Origin of the sequence: Pseudomonas fluorescens (genome assembly GCF_001623525.1) — a bacterium.
GTDB classification, from domain to species: domain Bacteria; phylum Pseudomonadota; class Gammaproteobacteria; order Pseudomonadales; family Pseudomonadaceae; genus Aquipseudomonas; species Aquipseudomonas fluorescens_Q.
The window spans coordinates 6,071,445-6,088,538 of the sequence record NZ_CP015225.1 but is presented as its reverse complement, the minus strand read 5'-3'; the positions used below and the strand labels follow the sequence as shown (position 1 = coordinate 6,088,538).

Genomic DNA, 17,094 nt, shown 5'->3' with positions numbered 1-17,094 from the left:
CCATTGGATCACTGCGACCGTTCAGGCAGACCGCGTCAGCCGGTTTTACGACGGCTGCGCCGCCGAGCGGGAGCAAGCTCCCTCGCCACAGGGGTGGTGTTTTGTTGGCGGGAATAGTCAGTCTGTGAGCACCAGAAAAACCTGTGAGAGCTCGCTCCCACAATTGGCTTTTCAGCGGTACAACAAACGCTCCGCCAGCTCATCGGCCACCCGGGCCGGTGAGCGCTTCTCCGCCTGGGCGTGGGCAAAGACTTCCGTAAGCCGGGCACCGATCTTCGACAAATGCGCGGTGATCGTCGACAGCTCTTCGCCGCGATGCTTCAGGGCGACGTAGATCAGGCCACCAGAGTTGATCACATAGTCCGGCGCATAGAGGATTCCACGTCTTTCCAACTGGTCGGCCACTTGCAGGTTGCTCAACTGATTATGGGCCGAGCCGGCAACGGCCGAGCAGCGCAGTTGTGCCACGCTTTGGCTGTTGAGCACCCCACCCAGCCCGCAAGGAGCAAGGATGTCGCAGGGCGTGCTGAGCAGCGCGTCGTTGGCGATCGGATGGGCGCCGAGTTGCTCCATCGCCAATTGCACCTTGCCTGGGTCAATGTCACTGACCAGCAGCTCGGCACCTGCGGCGTGCAGTTGTTCGGCCAGGGCATAACCGACGTTGCCCAGGCCCTGGATCGCCACCCGCAGGCTTTCGAGGTTATCGCTGCCCAGGCGGGCCATGGCGGTGGCACGGATACCGGCAAAAACCCCCATCGCCGCGTGGGGCGCAGGGTCTCCCGAGGCGGTGGTGCTGGTGACATGGCGAGTCTGCTGGGCGATGCAATCCATGTCGGCCACTGACGTGCCGCTGTCGATGGCCGTGATATAGCGACCGTCCAACTGCTCGATACAACGACCAAAGGCTTCGAACAACGCTGCCCGACTCTCGACATGGGCGGGGCGCATGATCACCGCCACCCCGCCCCCCACCGGCAAGCCGGCCAGCGCCGCCTTGTAACTCATGCCTTGGGCCAGGCGTACGGCATCAGCCACGGCACTTTCGTCGTCGGGGTAGGCAAGATAACGACAACCCCCCAGGGCGGGCCCCGGACGACTGCAATGAATGGCAATCACCGCCTTCAACCCGGTTGCCGGGTCTACGCTTAGGTGCAGCGATTCAAGGCGGGAGCTTTGCATGAGAGCAAACATCGAAAGGCTCCCGAATCACTTTTGTTTGTTTCGCCAGTATAGGCGCGCAGTCGAAATTTGCTGGAGCACGCAGGAATAAGTCGCCACGGTGCTCAGTCTTTTTCGGCATAACCTGTCATAGCCTCTGTCCGAGACTGGACGAAAATCCACGGCAGGGCTAAAACGGGAGCGTAGCCCGGAGAGTTCGATGAAACCGCGCCAAGCCTTTTTTGATTGTCTGCACCGCTCCCCACCGGCGCTGTTCGAAGCGGCGCTGTGGATCGCCGCCGAACATGATCGCGAGGTCGACGTACCGGCCTTGCTGAAGGATTTCAAGGAGCTGCAACAGCGGGTCAGCCATGGCCTGCCGATGCTGCCTGTCAGCGAACTGGGCCAGCCCTTGCTGCGACGGCTCAATGACTTGGGCTTCGCCCAGGACGACTTCACGCCTCTGCGACCACGAGCGGCGTTGCTGGACAAAGTCCTGGCACGCAAACGCGGGCAGCCCCTGGCTCTCGGGCTGATTGCTCTGGAACTGGCCCGAGGCCTGGAAATTCCGATGGTCGGTGTCAATTTCCCCGGGCATTTCCTGTTGAAGGTACCCGGCGCCGATCACCTGCTCGATCCGTGCGGCGGCCGTCGGTTGTACCCCAATGACTGTCGGGAACTGCTACAGCGCCAATACGGCGCGAACATGCAGCTCAAGGCTGAACACCTGGTCAATGCCGAGCCGATGCAGATGCTGCAGCGCCTGTCGCGCAACCTGCGTCAACTGCATCTGGCGAACGACGATTACATCGCCGCCTTGATCGACGCCGAACGGGTACTGGAACTGGGAAACGCCAGCGCCGCCGACTACCTGGCCCGCGCCAGCCTGTACCAGCGACTCGATTGCCCCAACGCCGAACGCTTCGACCTGGAGCACGCCCTGATGCTCAGCGACGATCCGATCCAGCGAATCCGACTGACGGAGCGGCTGGGGCATTTGCCGCCGAATTCTGTGGTGCATTGAACCGGTGGACTTTGTTCAGGAGCGATGACGGCCCTGTGGCGAGGGAGCTTGCTCCCGCTGGGACGCGAAGCGGCCCCAAGCTTTTCGGCGGTTGCTGCGCAACCGAGCGGGAGCAAGCTCCCTCGCCACAAGATCACCTGGCCTTCAGACCCGTGCGGGCCCTCAGGGGGTATCCGGCTGATTCGCCGGGTGCGCCTGTTGGAACGCCGGATGCCCAGCCGCCAATGCCGCGACCCGACGAATCCGTGGATACGCCTGCAAAGACACATTGAACCGCTCAGCCGCGTACAACTGCGGGATCAGGTACACATCCGCCAGCCCCGGCGCTGCACCGAAGCAATAACCGTCGTCACCCATCAACTGCTCCACGGCCGCCAATCCCTGGCTGATCCAGTGCCCGATCCACTCCGTCACCTGCGTTTCATCGTGGCCCCACTGCCGCAATTTGTTGAGCACGCTGACGTTGTGCAGGGGGTGAATATCGCAACCGATCAGCGCGGCGACGCCACGCTCATGGGCGCGCACCGTCAGGTCGGCGCTGAGCAGCGGCACCTGTGGATAGCGTTCCTCCAAGTATTCGATGATGGCGGGCGATTGCACCAGCAGCGCGCCCTCATCGGTACGCAACGCCGGTACCCGGCCCTGGGGGTTGATCGCCAGATAGGCCGGCTGGCGATGCTCGCCCCCAGGCGCAGCGATCAAGTTGACGGGCAAGGCCTGGTAATCCAGCCCCTTGAGCGCCAACGCAATGCGCACCCGATAGGACGAGGTGGAGCGGTAGTAGGTGTAGAGCTCCATGCCCTGCCCCTCAACTCGCCGGCAGGATCTTGCCCCGGCACTCGCCGAAGCCGATGGACGCGAAGCCCTCGCGGCGGCAACGGGCCCGCAAGATGATTTCGTCACCGTCCTCGAGGAATCGGCGCACTTCGCCAGACGCCAATTCGATCGGTTTTTTACCGCCTTCGGTGATTTCCAGCAGGCTGCCGAATTGATGGTTTTCAGGGCCCGACAAGGTGCCCGAGCCAAACAGGTCGCCGGCCTGCAACTGACAACCGTTGACGCTGTGATGCGCGACCATTTGCGCCACGGTCCAGTACATATACTGGGTGTTGCTCAGGGTCAGGCGCTGGGCCGGCAGGTTTTGCTCGCCCATGGCCTCGGTCAGCAACAGGACTTCCAATTCGATGTCGAAGGCACCACCGGCCTGGTCACGCTTGTCCAGCAAATACGGCAGCGGTTGCGGATCGCCTTGCGGGCGTGCCGGTTGCGGACGACGGAACGGTTCCAGGGCTTCAGCCGTTACCACCCATGGCGAAATACTGGTCAGGAAACTCTTCGACAGAAACGGTCCCAAAGGCTGGTATTCCCAGGCCTGGATATCCCGGGCCGACCAGTCGTTGAGCAGGCAGAACCCGCCAATATGCTCGGCGGCATCGCCGATGGGGATCGGTTCGCCCAAGGCATTGCCCTTGCCGATCCAGATGCCTAGCTCCAGCTCATAGTCCAGCCGTGCACACGGGCCGAACGTCGGCTCGGTCTGGCCGGCCGGCAGGGTCTGGCCCTTGGGGCGGCGCACGTCGGTGCCGGACGGGCGAATGGTCGAGGCGCGACCGTGGTAACCGATGGGGACGTATTTGTAGTTGGGCAGCAACGGATTGTCGGGGCGGAACAGCTTGCCGACATTCTGCGCGTGCTCGATACCGACGTAGAAGTCGGTGTAGTCGTTGATCCTGGCCGGCAGGTGCATCTGGCAGTCGGCAGCGAGGAGCAGCAGTTTCGCGCCCTGGGCTTCGACCTCGCCCCGCAGGGGGCTGTCCTCGCGCAGCAGTTCCAGCAGTCGCTCACGCAGGGCAACCCGGGCGCCTCGGCCCAGGTCGAAAAACCCATTCAACTGGCCGTCGGCCATGGCTTCGACAGCTTGGCGTGCAGCGCCGTCAAACAAGCCCGCGTGCAGCGCCGCCTGCAGATCGAAAATCCGCTCGCCAATCGCCACGCCGCTGCGCAGGGCACCACCATCGACACTGAAGATACCCAAGGGCAGGTTCTGCAACGGGAAGTCCGCATGGCCGTTGGCACAGGCGACCCAGCTACGGGCAGGGGAAAGTTGAGTCATGGGTTATCTCCGGGTCGGGTCGAACGTGACAGGCAGCGAGGCCCAACATGCATCGTAGTCGGTTTGCAATTGCGGGCAGTCCAGGGCGAAACGGCTTGGGCGCAGCACCTGGCTGGTCTCGAACATGAAGGCCATGGTGTTGTCGATTTTCACCGGCTGCAGTTCAGCGTTGATCGCCTTGGTACAGGTCTCGCCGTCCGGGCCATGGGCACTCATGCAGCTGTGCAAGGACGCGCCACCCGGCAGGAAACCTTCGGCCTTGGCATCGTAGGCACCCTGGATCAGGCCCATGAATTCGTTCATCAGGTTGCGGTGGAACCATGGTGGACGGAAGGTGTTCTCTGCCACCATCCAGCGAGGCGGGAAAATCACGAAATCGAGGTTGGCCAGGCCGTGGACGCTGGTGGGCGAGGTCAACACGGTGAAAATCGATGGGTCCGGATGATCGAAGCTGACCGTGCCGATGGTGTTGAAGCGGCGCAGATCATATTTATACGGCACGTTGTTGCCGTGCCAGGCCACCACGTCGAGGGGCGAATGGTCCAGCTCGCAACCCCATAACTCACCGAGGAATTTCTGCACCAGCGAGGTGGGTTGCGCGAGGTTCTCGTAATGGGCGACCGGTGTCAGGAAGTCCCGTGGGTTCGCCAGGCCATTGCTGCCGATGGGCCCGAGATCCGGCAGGCGCAGCGGTGCGCCATGGTTTTCGGCAAGATAACCACGGGCCTGCGGGTCGAGCAGTTCAATGCGAAATTTCAGGCCCCGGGGCAGCACGACGATTTCCAGCGGTGCCAGTTCCAGCACACCCAACTCGGTGGTGATCCGCAGCCGTCCCAGTTGCGGCACGATCAACCATTCACCGTCGGCATTGAAAAATACCCGCTCCATGGAACGGTTGGCCTGGTACTGATAAAGGCTGATGCCGGCCGGTTTGTCCGCACCGGCATTAGCCGCCATGCACACCAGGCCGTCGATGAAATCGGTGGGCTCGGCGGGGATCTCCAGCGGGTTCCAACGCAGGCGATTGGGCGTGACCTCGCCCAATGGGCCACCCGCCAGTTGCCGTTCGAGCCTGGTGAAGGCCGGATGATTGGCCGACGGTCGGATGCGATACATCCAGGTACGCCGCGCTTCGCTGCGAGCCATGGTGAACGCCGTACCGGAGAACAACTCGGCATAGAGACCGTATGGGACTTTCTGCGGCGAGTTCTGGCCGACGGGCAAGGCGCCGGGCAAGGCTTCGCTGGCAAATTCATTGCCGAAGCCTGATTGGTAAGCCAGGTCCGACGCGGGGGAAACGAGGTTCATGGAGCCTCCAGGAATGCGGCCCGTCACTCAACAGAGTGGTTGAGGCGTACCGGGTTGTTTTTATCGTAATTCAATTACGCATAACGTAATTTGCTCGACGGCGACCGTCAAGCTATAAAGACGCCCATTCGCCTCAGGACCCAGCGCCTCCATGGAAACCCCGCTCAGCAACGGTAAACAGAAAGTCCGCTCGGCCGAAGTCGGCACCGACATCCTCAAGGCCCTGGCCGAACTGTCGCCCTCCACGTCGCTGTCGCGGCTGGCCGAACACGTGCAAATGCCGGCGAGCAAGGTTCATCGGTATCTGCAAGCCTTGATCGCCAGCGGGTTTGCCGAGCAGAACGCCGCCACCAACCACTATGGCCTGGGCCGCGAGGCCTTGCGCGTAGGCCTGGCAGCGCTCAACGGCATGGACGTGCTGCAAGTGGCCGCCCTGCCCCTGGCCGAATTGCGCGACGACTTGAACGAAACCTGCTTCCTGGCGGTGTGGGGCAACCATGGCGCGACCGTGGTGCGCATCGAACCCGCCGTGCGGGCCGTGACCGTGGTAACGCAACTGGGCTCGGTATTGCCACTGCTCAGTTCGTCCACGGGGCTGGTATTCAGCGCTTATCTGCCGGAGCGCGAGACCATCGGCTTGCGCGAACAGGAAGTACAAGGCACCGAGCACCACGCCCTCGCCGACGACCGCGCTTATGCCGTGTTATGCGAGCAGATTCGCAGCCGCGGCCTGCACCATGTGCATGGCTTGCTGATGCCGGGGGTGGATGCCTTGTCCGCCCCGGTATTCAATGCCGTCGGCCAAGTGACGGCGGTCATGACCATCGTTGGCCCGGCCTCGCTGTTCCATGCCGACGAGAACGGCCCGGCGGCGCAACGCCTGCTGGCAGCGACCCAGGCCGTGAGTTGGCGAATGGGCTATGAAGCGAGTTCGGAATCAGCCCAGGAAATCCGGGACAATCTTGATCATTAGATCATTAAGGTGAGCGGGGGCCAGTCGCGGATGGAGATGGCGGTCATCCCCACTGAAGGGCACCATGTAAATAGCTTGGTGATCGCCTTTGGAGTGGTAGGGAATCTCATTATTGTCGAAATGCCCCAGTAGATAGTCGATCAGCGGTTCAGAAGAAGACACCACGCGCTCACCAGCGCCATGGGTTACAAAACCGGTGACGTAGACTTTATCCAGATCGACTCCGGGCAAGTGCAGTTTCAATGCACCATGAACATCCTCAACGGACAAAGGCTTGATGGAACGCCAGGATAAATCCATTGCAGGTTTTTCAGTCAGTTGGGTGACGATATCCGAAACGATTTTTTCGAACGCGATCAAATCCAGCGTCCTGACACGGTCTTCAACGGCAAAAGAATAACGCTTGTTGAACACGTTACTGACGCCTTGTTTGTAGATGGGCACCCGCTGCTTTTCAACCCAGGCCAATGCTTCATCGAACAGGGTTTCGGACGAGCCAACTTCGGGATTCGGAAAGTCTGCCAATGTATTCAGATAACTGCTGAACGGATTGACACCCAGCGCTTCCAAATAGCGCCCCAACAACACCTGCACGGCAAAATCCACACGGGTATTCTTCAGTGCGAGCAGTTTTTCAGAGTAAGAAGAAAACAACTTGGTATTCATAAGACATCCTTGTCATGTCATAGACCGAACTTCCTGTTCGATCCGCAGGCTTAGTTATACATCAGACAAACCCCATACTGTAAAAAGACAAATGTAAGCGTGCGTAAAGACCTTCGGGAGTTGTTTTCAATCTAATCCATCACCCCCATGACTTTAGCCTTCGCAACTGCTTGAGTACGCCGCTGCACCCCCAACTTGCTATGTATGCGACGCGCATGGGTTTTTACCGTGTGCAACGATATGAACAGTTGCTCGGCAATTTGTTGATTGGAATGACCTTGTGCAATCAATTGCAGAACTTCAAGCTCTCGGTGACTGAGTAACGTATCTTCGGCGCCAGTCGTTGATGGTTCGATGGGCGCTGCCGATTGCGTCCAGTGGCCCAGCTCGGGCTGGCGCAAGCGCAGCTCGCACAAGGCTTGCTGGGCCCGCCAGCACGTGACTCGCTTGAGCCCTTCTTGCAGGAGTGTCCGGGCCTGGGAGCGATCGCCGGACAACCAGACAACCTCCGTCAACACCAGATGCAGTTCGGTCTCCAGGCTGTGCATTTCACTCTGCTGTGCCCGGGTGATCATGGCTTGCAGGCACGCCTGCGGCTCCTGTGCCCGTTGCAGGTAGACCTCGGCCAGCACCAGCAGGTATTCAAGTCGCGCAATCAATTCCAGCGTCGCGGGAGGCGCGTGCTTGGCCTGCGGCCCACGAAAGTGGCGCAAGACGCGGGTCAAGGCTTCATGGGCCAATTCCGCCCGCCCCTGTTGCAACCAGAACTGACAGCTGGTTTGCAATAACACGCCACGGTAAACGGTGTCGGGGATGTGCCGCTGCTGCATGATCCGCTCGGCATCGCGCAGTTGCATGAAGGCCTCGCCATAATCGCCCTGGTTGGCAGCCAGGCTGGCCTTGCCGAGAAATCCGTAGAGCACCTGTTTGTCCAGGCTGTGCAGGCCCGTTTCCAGACCCGCTTGAAACTGCTCGGCGGCGCGCTCTTCAAACCCCATGCGCAATGCCAGGCGCCCGCGCCGCAGGGCAATACGCCCCAACAACGGGGAAAAGTCCTGGCCTGGTTTATCCAGCAGCGCCTGGACAGCGGCCAGCAGATGATCGGCCCGATGAGGCGCGCCACGTTGCTCCAGGACTTGGGCGTGGTCCAGTTCCAGCAATCCTTCGAACACCAGCGAACCCTGTGCGCGCGCCAGGCACAGCGCCTGGCGGTTGATCCGATGCGCGGAAGCCAGTTCGCCTTCAAGCAGCGCCTGCTGCGTCAGCCCACCCAGGCACAGCAACCGTTGGGCCCAGGCCTCGGGGTCCAGGCTGGCCTGGGCCTGGAGAAAGTGCTCGCGCGCCTGTTCGCCATCGCCCGAGAGGTGCAGCAACCAGCCTTGCAAGACCTGCCACCTGGCCAGCAGCTGTCGCTGCCGGCAGGCCGAAGGCTGCGGCATGAACCTGGCCAACTGCTCAATGCATGTCGACGCCTGGTTGAAGCGTCCGGCGAACAACAGCGCAGCGGTGAGCAACCCCACCGATTGCGGCGTACAGAGGGTCAGCGCTTCACCTTGTTGATCGTGCAGGCCCAGCAACAGCACCACGTTGCGACGCTGCAAGACGTGCTCGAAGCTCAAATGCTGCAAGAAACTCACAGCAGTCTCGAACTCCTCGGCCAACATGGCTTGCTCGAACGCCATTTGCCAGTCCTGCTCGGCAGCAAACCACTGGCAGGCCCGTCGATGCCAGGAACGCCCCTGCGGCCAGGGCTCTTCACGTACCAGCCGGGCCAGCGCCGGAAAAATCTGCAACCAGTCCGACGTCTGCTCCCATGGTTCGATGAAACACCCCAGGTCCAGCAACAAGGGCAGGCATTGCACGCCCACGGTGTCGCCGAACAGATGCTCGCATAGCCGGGCATTGAAGCGCGGTAGATGCGCCAGCACATGCCAGGCCTGCGCCAGGTCTGGAGTCAGCGCGCTGAACAGTTCGTACTCCAGATAGTCGACCAAGGTCCCCGGCCGTCCGGGCGTTGCATGTTTGCGCGCCCAATCGCAACGTTCCAGCAGCGTGATGCGCACCCCGGCACACCAGCCGCCACTACGTTGAATCACCTCGCGGGCAGTGCGGGCAGCCTGGGGGCCGGGCAGATGACGCAGCAATGGCAGGACATCGTCCGGGGTGAAGAACAACGCCTGCGCATCGAACTCGTGCAGTTCGTCATCGAGCAACAGCCGCGGCCAGTTGCATTGGGGACGGCGGCGGCTATTGAGCCACAGGTGCAACGCCGGACTGCTGGTGTTCAACAGACGGTCGAGCAACTGGTCCAGTTCGGGATTCGGCACCCGGCAGTAGTCATCCAGGAACAACCACGTGGGTGTCTGCAAACGCGCCAGGTGGGCCAGCAGTCCCGCTTCATCAAGCATCGGCAACCCGAGGGCCTGGGCCAGGCGCTCGCACAGTTGCACCGCGCTCAACGCCGCGCCTCCCAATGGCAACCAATGCAACCGACACCCGGCGGGAGCCTGCAGGAAGCACTCGGCGAACAACGCACTCTTGCCACTGCCCGCTGGCGCGCAAAGCAGTTTTACCCGCGCTTCGGACGTCAGCAAAGACTCACTCAGGGACCGCCGCGGCACGTGCGTCGAGGACAGGCGAGGCAACAATCCTGGACGGTCCGGACACGGGGTCATGGCGGTCATGTGGGGTGATCCTGTTTATTGTTATTTCACCACCCTAGTCCTGTGTCGCCGAGCTTTGGAGAAGTATTCAGCGCGCTGATTGGCGCCCATAAAAAAACGACCGGCAGGTTTGCTGCCGGTCGTCATGTCGGGTTCAAATCAGACTCGGTCCCGTGGCGAGGGAGCTTGCTCCCGCTGGGTTGCGCAGCAGCCCCAAAACGGTCCACTCAATGCACCTGATACATCGAGCCGTCTGGTTTCAGGGCCACTGCGCGCCCCAGCGGGAGCAAGCTCCCTCGCCACAGATGCGGTGTCCGTCCGAAGGGTTAGCGAACCCCGGTCGAACGCAGCGCTGCCGGTGTGTAGTCGGCGGCCCGGGCTTCGAAGCCATACTCGTAGCTGTGTTTCTCTTCGTTCTTCATGCCCAGCGCGATGTAGCGGCCGGCAATGATGTCGTAGAGCGCCTCGAGGGTGTAGCCCGGGTTCTGATGGTCGTAGTAGAACTGGGCATGACCTTCGGCCACCCGCCACAACTGGCCGCGACCGTCGTAGTGATCCACCAGCGCCGCCTGCCAGCTGTCTTCGTCGATGTACATGTGGCGCTTGGCATAGATGTGCCGCTCGCTGGGCTTGACCGTGCCGACCACTTCCCAGACCCGGTGCAATTCATAACGAGTCAGGTCCTGATTGATATGGCCGGCCTTGATCACATCGTCGTACTTGAGGCTGGGCGAATCGAGCTTGTAGCTGTTGTACGGGATGTACATTTCCTTTTTGCCGACCAGCTTCCAGTCGTAGCGATCCGGGGCGCCGGAAAACAGGTCGAAGTTGTCGGAGGTGCGCAACCCGTCGGCGGCGGTGCCCGGGCCGTCGTAAGCCACTTGCGGGGCACGACGCACCCGGCGCTGGCCGGCGTTGTAGATCCAGGCCAGGCGTGGCTCCTTCACTTGGTCGAGGGTTTCATGCACCAGCAGTACGTTACCGGCCAGACGTGCCGGGGCAGTGACCTCCTGCTTGAAATAGGTCAGCACGTTGCTGGCCTTTTCCGGATCGGCGTCCTTGATCAGGAACGGCACGGCGATTTCTTCTTCGAAGCGGATCGGCGTGAAGCTGCCATTGGTCTGCGGCGTCACCTGGGTGATGACCCGGCGCAGGTTGCCGCCGTGATAACGGGTGACGTGGTTCCACAGCACTTCCACGCCGCTCTTGGGAATCGGGAAGGCGTAGTAGCGGTTGCCGGTGAAATTGGCCAGGCCATTGCCGTCGTTGATGGCGTTCACGTTGAGGGCGCTGCGCTTGGCCGACTCGTAGATTTCCGGCGGCAGGCCCACGCTGCGGTGGGTCGGATAGACCGGGATCTTGTAGGTTTCCGGGTAGCGCTTGAACATCGCGACCTGGCCTTCGGACAGCTTGTCCTTGTACTTGTCCACGGTCGCGGCGGTGATGGTGAACAGCGGTTTTTCATTGGCGAACGGGTCGGCCAGAAAGCCCTTGCTGTCCACGGCACCGGCGTTTTTCGGAATGCCGCCGGTCCAGGCCGGAATCGAGCCATCGGCATTGCCGGCTTTTTCCGCGCCCAACGGCGTAAGGCTGGTACCCAGTTTATTCGCTTCATCCGGCGAGACCGCCGCCATCACGTTCGCGGCCAGCAGGCTCAGGGCCAGGGCACCGCATTGCAGGATCATCTTGCGCATTGGGTTTTCCTTGTCAGCCAGATCAGAAGTTCACGCCGAAGCTCAACGCGAGGAAGTCGCGGTCTTCGAGAACGTTGTAATCGCCGCCAAAAAAGTCGGTGTAGCTCAGGCTGGCGGTGTAGGTGTTGCGGTAGTCGGCATCGACACCAACGCTGATGGCCTTGGCGCCTTCGTTGAACAGACCGTTGGGGCCATAGCCGGCCACGTCGTGGGACCAGGACACGTTGGGCTTGAAGTTCACCCCGCCGATCACGTTGGAGTAATCGAGGATGGCCCGGGCGCGATAGCCCCATGACGTCGAGGTGACGAAACCATCGGTGTCGCCCTGGAAGCCGTATTGGCCATAGACCGAGTCACGGCCATAACGCAGCTTGTCCTTGGACTCCAGGCCACCGACATGCACGACTGCCGCTTCGCCAACCAGCGTCAGGCGATCAGCCCCCAGCACCTGATCGAAGAAGTGCGTCAGGGTGCTCTGGACCTGGGTCACTTCCTTGCGCCGGTAGCCGGTGTTATCCGCCCCGGCCGAGGTCGCGATGGGCGATGTCGCGCCACCGGCAATCGGGTTGAGCAGCGCCAGGGTCAGGTCGTTGGTGTTGACCTGCACCGGTGCGTTGGGACGGTAGCTGACTTCCCCGGTCCAGGCGGTGCCGGTGGGCAGCGTCGTGGAGAAACTGGCGCCGTACAGGCGGATGTCTTCCGGGTATTCAAGGTAGTACCCACCACGGCCCAGCATCACGCTTTGCGCCAGACCCGCACCGCTGCCAGGGGCCAGGCCGTTGGCGATCGTGACCATTCCCGGCAACGCCGCCAGCGTCGACAGCCCCGCCGTGGTGGTCCCGACGGTAGGCGTACGGCTGTGATAATTCATGAAGTACAGGCCGTACTCGGTATCATCGCCGAGCCAGCGCAACGCCGTGCCCCACTGGCCGGAGTCGCGGGCGTCGCGGTCGCCGCCACGGGGAATGATCACCCCTTCGCTGGACACCTGGATCTCCTGGCCGAATGCCCGGGTCAAGGGCACGAACGGCGCAATCGCCGGGCTGCCCACCGTGTACCCACTGGTGCAACCATCGGCCACCACGTCGTTGCCGAAGAACGTGCCGCAGTTATCCACCACGGTCTGGTCCCACTCCAACTGATAAAAACCTTCGATGGTGAGCTTGTCGGTCAGGCCCTGGGAGGCGAACAGCATGTTCACGGGGATCAGGCCTTCCTTGATCTCCGCACCAGGACGACGGAACGCGGACACGTCCACCGGGTTGATGCTGTTGATCGAGTTGCCGATGAAGGTACTTTCCCCCCAGCTGACCACCTGCTTGCCGGCGCGCACGGTGCCCGGCAAATCGGCGATGGAATAGTTGTGATAGACGAAGGCATCGAGAATCTGCGCCCCCGAGGACTTGGCGCCTTCCTTGCGATTGCTGTCGCTGATGTCCTTGAACTCGCGGCCTTCATCCTTGAGTTCGAAGTCATACCAGTACTTGCCACGCACGAACACGCCGGTATCGCCGTACTTGAGTTCAAGGTCGTGCAGGCCTTTGAAGATTTTGGAAAAGGTCTCGCCCTTCTTGAAATTCAGCCGCCCATCATCACCGGTGGACGATTGGCCCCGACCGCCGTTGACCGTGCCAACCAGGTCGTTGTCGGCATCGCGCATGCCCCAGCTTGCGCCCACGGACAACGACGAATCGAACTGACCCTCGATCTCGCCAATGTTGAATGAAACGGCCTGCGCCTGGGCACAGCAACCCAAGGCCACCGCGACGGCCAGCGCCTGCGGCTTGAAGATGGCGCGCATTGTTATTGTTGTCATGCGTCTTCCCCGGTGAGTGACAGAGGCTTCACCCTACTGCCGCACGCCAGGGGCGATAAGCGCACCAAGGAGGTATTCGCGCTGTACCTAAAAAGGATTACAGCCCATGCGGCGCAGGCCTTTGCGCCGTGCATGGATGGACTGGATGATGGGTCATCAGCGCCGCGCATACCCATGCCCAGCCTTCGACTGTTACGCGCCCTGCAACGGTGCATGTCTGAATCCGGGCTGTTTCCCGCGGGGCTCGATGCCTATGCTGGCCGGGCTTTCAGGGCAACGGGCCTGCAAGCACAAGCCTCATGGCATCCCTCATGCCTGGCACACCGTCTTCGGATGGATTGGCGTATCGGTCCATCATCCCGTGTTTACCGACGTTGGTTTGTAGCTCCTTTGCAACGTCACGCTTAGGCCGCTGCTTTTTGCAGCGGCCTTTTTTATTTGCGGGTTATTTCTCGATAGGTGCGTGGTTTGATGAACCCACGCAAAAGGCCTACTCGCAGGCTTACCAATGCAACGGTTTGCCGACTCGCGAGCAACTGCTCGGGCTGTTCAAGAAATATGGATATGACACGTCGGCCGCCACGACAGGTGCGGGTTTTCAGAGGCTGGTACGCGCGTTTCAGCTGCACTTTCGTCCGGCAAAACATGACGGCGTGATGGATATCGAGACCGCTGCCAACCTGGCAGCGCTGGTGAAGAAATACATTCCCTGACCGGCGTTGCCGTCGCTGACGGCAACCGGTCGAGGCGGCGAGTCAAACAGCGTAGCGCTGCAAGTTCGCCATCATTTCTTTCAAGGCTTCCAGATTGTCGTTCGGGTGTACCGCACCCTCGAAGTCGCAGATCTGCTGCCAATGGGCGGCGACGTCTTCGGGCGAAAAACCTTTGCGCGGATCAAAGCCCGCCCCCAGGCTGCGCTCCCAGCGCACCTTGCCCATCCAGCCGCCGCCCACTTCGAACAGGCCGGAGGTTTCCTGGCAGGTTTCACTGGCCAGGTACACCACCAGCGGGCTGACGAGTTCAGGTTTGAGTTGCTCGAATACCTGCGGCGGGATCAGGCCTTCGGTCATGCGCGTGCCGCCGGTGGGGGCGATGGCGTTGACCAGGATATTGTTCTTGCGGCCTTCGATGGCCAGGGTGCGGGTCAGGCCATACAGGCCAAGCTTGGCCATGCCGTAGTTGGATTGGCCGAAGTTGCCGTAGATGCCGGACGTGGACGCGGTGAAGATCACCCGCCCGTAGTTTTGCTCACGCAGGTGCGGCCATGCGGCGCGGGTGACCTTGTAGGCGCCTTCGACATGGACGCGGTAGACCAGGTCCCAATCGGCGTCGTCCATTTTGTGAAAGGTCTTGTCCCGCAGGATCCCGGCGTTGTTGACCACCACATCGACCCGGCCGAACGCGTCGAGGGCATTTTGTACCAGCTTGTCGCCATCGGTCACCGAGTCGTGGTTGGCCTCGGCGATGCCGCCCGCCTCGCGGATTTCGGCGACCACCCGGTCTGCTGCCGAGGCGTTGGCCCCTTCCCCTTGAGCCGAGCCGCCAAGGTCGTTGACCAGCACTTTTGCGCCTTGCTTGGCGAACAGCAGCGCATGGGCGCGGCCCAGGCCCCCGCCGGCTCCCGTGACGATCACGACTTTATCTTCGAAGCGCACAGACTCACTCATGGCAGAACTCCAGCAGGCGGACAGGACAATGGGCACGAGTGTCCGGCACAAGTCGACCGGTCACAATCAACACGGTTGCAAGTGAATGGTGGGCGATAAGGTGAGGGGATGATGCGGGCCCAAGCCACAGCGGCCTATTCGATTTTCCTGCTGGCAGAGGCACCGCTATCGCGAGCAGGCTCGCGATAGCGGTCTTTCAATCAGAATAGATGCTGGATGTGCTGACGCGTTCGCGAGCAAGCTCGCTCCCACAAGGTATCGTCATGAACAGGCCATTTGTCTGTGCGGCGCGGCGATGGCTTCGCGAAACGCCAGGTAATGCTTGAGCACCTGCACCGGCGCCTCGGTGTGCGGGTAATGACCAATGTCGGGCAACAACACCGTGTCCGGGCTCGGGATCAGGGCCTCGTAGCGCGCCACCATGTGTTCTCCGGAAATCGGGTCGACCGCGCCGTCAATCACCCGCAACGGCACGTCGCCGCGCTGCATCGCCTGCACCCAGCGATCCCGCTGCACACGGCGTTCGGGAATATAGGCAATGAGCTTGTGCATGATCCGCGGACCACGATGGGCTTCTACCAGACTCCAGAAATCATCTAGCTCGCTTTCAGTAGGGGTGGTCCGGGGGCCGAAAATCTGCCGAAAGCTGCTGACCAGGCTTTCCCGGGAGAACGCCCGCCCCAGCAGCCACCCCAGGGGGCTGAGCAAGAGTTTCTGGGCCCAGACTGGGCGGTGAGTTTCCGGGAACAGGCCGCCATTGAGAAAGACGCAACTGGCGAGATGGATGCGCGCTTCGTAATGCCGCGCCAGCAGTTCCTGGGCCACGCTATCACCGTAATCGTGGGCCAACACATGCAGCGCACCCCTCACATTCAGGTGCGCGAGCAGGGCCTGTTGCAGATCGGCTTGCTCCAGCAGGCTGTAGACGTGATCCGTCGGTTTGGCGGAGTCGCCGAAACCGAGCATGTCACACGCGATCACCCGGTAGCGTTGCGCCAACGGTTGCCACAGGTAATGCCAATCCCAACTGGCTGTGGGGAACCCGTGGATCAGCAGCAGCGGCTCGCCCTGCCCGGCCACCCAGTAACGGATGGCATGACCTCGGAACATGAAGATCTGGCTGCGCTGGCGCCAGATACGCAGGGGAATCTGGGCCAGGGGCATCAGCTTCGATACCCGGCGTCTTGTTGATCGAGCTTGCGTAACAACGCCGGCCAGGCCAACGCGCCGCCCATGCCCTGGGCGCTTTTGGTCACCCCGGCGATCATCGCCCGGGCGCCAGCCAGGATCTGCGGCTCGATGGCAATCAGCTCGGCCCCGCCGCTCTGCGCCAGGACCTGGATGTCACAGGCCCGCTGGAAGGTGAACATCATCAGGAAGGTATCGGCGATGGTACCGCCACAGGTCAGCAAGCCATGGTTGTGCAGCATCAGGAAGTTGCTCTCGCCCAGGTCCGCCTGCAGGCGAGCCTTTTCTTCGTGATTCAAGGCCACCCCTTCGTAGGCGTGATAGGCCAGGCTCGACAGCACGAACAGCGATTGCTGGCTGATCGGCAGCACCCCCTGTTTCTGGGCCGATACCGCCACGCCAGCAGCGGTGTGGGTGTGCAGCACACAAGCCACATCATGGCGTACCTCATGCACCGCGCTGTGGATGGTGTAGCCAGCCGGGTTGATCTCGTAGGGGCTGTCCATCAATTTGTTGCCGGCCTGATCCACCTTGACCAGGCTCGAGGCGGTGATTTCATGGAACATCATCCCGAACGGGTTGATCAGGAAATCCTCGGTACCGGGAACCTTTGCGGAAATATGGGTGAAGATCAGGTCATCCCAACCGTGCAGCGCAACAAGCCGATAACAGGCGGCAAGGTCCACCCGGGTTTGCCATTCGGCCGCACTGACCTGATCTTTGATGCTGAGTGTCGTTTGGACGGGCGCTACGCTCACGGCTCTGACCTCTGGTTTCTTGTTATATGTTTCGATCGAAACGTCTTACGCAAGAAAATCAGTCTA

13 protein-coding genes and 1 pseudogene are annotated in these 17,094 nt (G+C 61.5%); 3 read left to right on the top strand and 11 right to left on the bottom strand.

Annotated features, from left to right (window positions below; genetic code table 11):
- Positions 1-171: 171 nt before the first annotated feature.
- Positions 172-1,191 carry a Glu/Leu/Phe/Val dehydrogenase family protein gene (locus TK06_RS26420; RefSeq protein WP_003205422.1) on the bottom strand — a complete coding sequence of 340 codons (1,020 nt, stop codon included), beginning with the start codon at positions 1,189-1,191 and terminating at the stop codon, positions 172-174.
- Between the two features lie 187 nt (positions 1,192-1,378).
- Between TK06_RS26420 and TK06_RS26415 the strand changes: the two genes are divergently transcribed.
- Complete coding sequence (locus TK06_RS26415; protein ID WP_063324442.1) at positions 1,379-2,182, top strand: SirB1 family protein; 804 nt, start codon at positions 1,379-1,381, stop codon at positions 2,180-2,182.
- A gap of 162 nt (positions 2,183-2,344) precedes the next feature.
- On the opposite strand, the gene maiA is transcribed toward TK06_RS26415, so the two are convergent.
- Genes maiA through hmgA form a run of 3 tightly spaced genes read right to left on the bottom strand, consistent with a single transcriptional unit; the run spans position 2,345 to position 5,603 of the window.
- Entirely contained in the window at positions 2,345-2,980 is a 636-nt protein-coding gene (gene maiA / locus TK06_RS26410; protein ID WP_063324441.1) for a maleylacetoacetate isomerase, read from the bottom strand.
- Positions 2,981-2,990: 10 nt separating this feature from the next.
- Entirely contained in the window at positions 2,991-4,295 is a 1,305-nt protein-coding gene (gene fahA / locus TK06_RS26405) for a fumarylacetoacetase (RefSeq protein ID WP_063324440.1), read from the bottom strand.
- 3 nt (positions 4,296-4,298) lie between these two features.
- Complete coding sequence (gene hmgA, locus TK06_RS26400) at positions 4,299-5,603, bottom strand: homogentisate 1,2-dioxygenase (RefSeq protein WP_063324439.1); 1,305 nt, start codon at positions 5,601-5,603, stop codon at positions 4,299-4,301.
- Between the two features lie 151 nt (positions 5,604-5,754).
- Here hmgA and TK06_RS26395 point away from each other — a divergent pair, with 151 nt between their 5' ends.
- On the top strand, positions 5,755-6,576 hold the full coding sequence (locus TK06_RS26395) for an IclR family transcriptional regulator (protein ID WP_063324438.1): 822 nt from the start codon (positions 5,755-5,757) through the stop codon (positions 6,574-6,576).
- Here TK06_RS26395 and TK06_RS26390 read toward each other — a convergent pair.
- From TK06_RS26390 to TK06_RS26375, 4 genes are all read right to left on the bottom strand, one after another.
- On the bottom strand, positions 6,541-7,242 hold the full coding sequence (locus TK06_RS26390; RefSeq protein WP_063324437.1) for a hypothetical protein: 702 nt from the start codon (positions 7,240-7,242) through the stop codon (positions 6,541-6,543). The genes TK06_RS26395 and TK06_RS26390 overlap by 36 nt on opposite strands.
- Positions 7,243-7,373: 131 nt before the next feature.
- Positions 7,374-9,926: a helix-turn-helix transcriptional regulator gene (locus TK06_RS26385; protein ID WP_063324436.1), complete on the bottom strand. Its 2,553-nt coding sequence runs from the start codon at positions 9,924-9,926 to the stop codon at positions 7,374-7,376.
- 305 nt (positions 9,927-10,231) lie between these two features.
- Positions 10,232-11,599 (bottom strand): DUF1329 domain-containing protein, encoded by a 1,368-nt coding sequence (locus TK06_RS26380; protein WP_063324435.1) that lies wholly within the window; start codon positions 11,597-11,599, stop codon positions 10,232-10,234.
- A 22-nt stretch (positions 11,600-11,621) separates the two neighbouring features.
- Positions 11,622-13,415 carry a DUF1302 domain-containing protein gene (locus TK06_RS26375; RefSeq protein WP_063324434.1) on the bottom strand — a complete coding sequence of 598 codons (1,794 nt, stop codon included), beginning with the start codon at positions 13,413-13,415 and terminating at the stop codon, positions 11,622-11,624.
- A gap of 455 nt (positions 13,416-13,870) precedes the next feature.
- Here TK06_RS26375 and TK06_RS26370 point away from each other — a divergent pair.
- Positions 13,871-14,128: pseudogene (locus TK06_RS26370) on the top strand (N-acetylmuramoyl-L-alanine amidase); the annotation flags it as partial.
- Positions 14,129-14,170: 42 nt separating this feature from the next.
- Here TK06_RS26370 and TK06_RS26365 read toward each other — a convergent pair.
- The 3 genes from TK06_RS26365 to TK06_RS26355 form a co-directional block, all read right to left on the bottom strand.
- Positions 14,171-15,082, bottom strand: a complete 912-nt coding sequence (locus TK06_RS26365; protein WP_063324432.1) for an SDR family oxidoreductase — start codon at positions 15,080-15,082, stop codon at positions 14,171-14,173.
- A gap of 261 nt (positions 15,083-15,343) precedes the next feature.
- Positions 15,344-16,246, bottom strand: coding sequence for an alpha/beta fold hydrolase (locus TK06_RS26360; RefSeq protein ID WP_063324431.1), 903 nt, complete (start codon positions 16,244-16,246; stop codon positions 15,344-15,346).
- Positions 16,246-17,028: a class II aldolase/adducin family protein gene (locus tag TK06_RS26355; protein ID WP_063324430.1), complete on the bottom strand. Its 783-nt coding sequence runs from the start codon at positions 17,026-17,028 to the stop codon at positions 16,246-16,248. Before TK06_RS26355 ends, TK06_RS26360 begins: the two co-directional genes overlap by 1 nt.
- Positions 17,029-17,094: the final 66 nt, after the last annotated feature.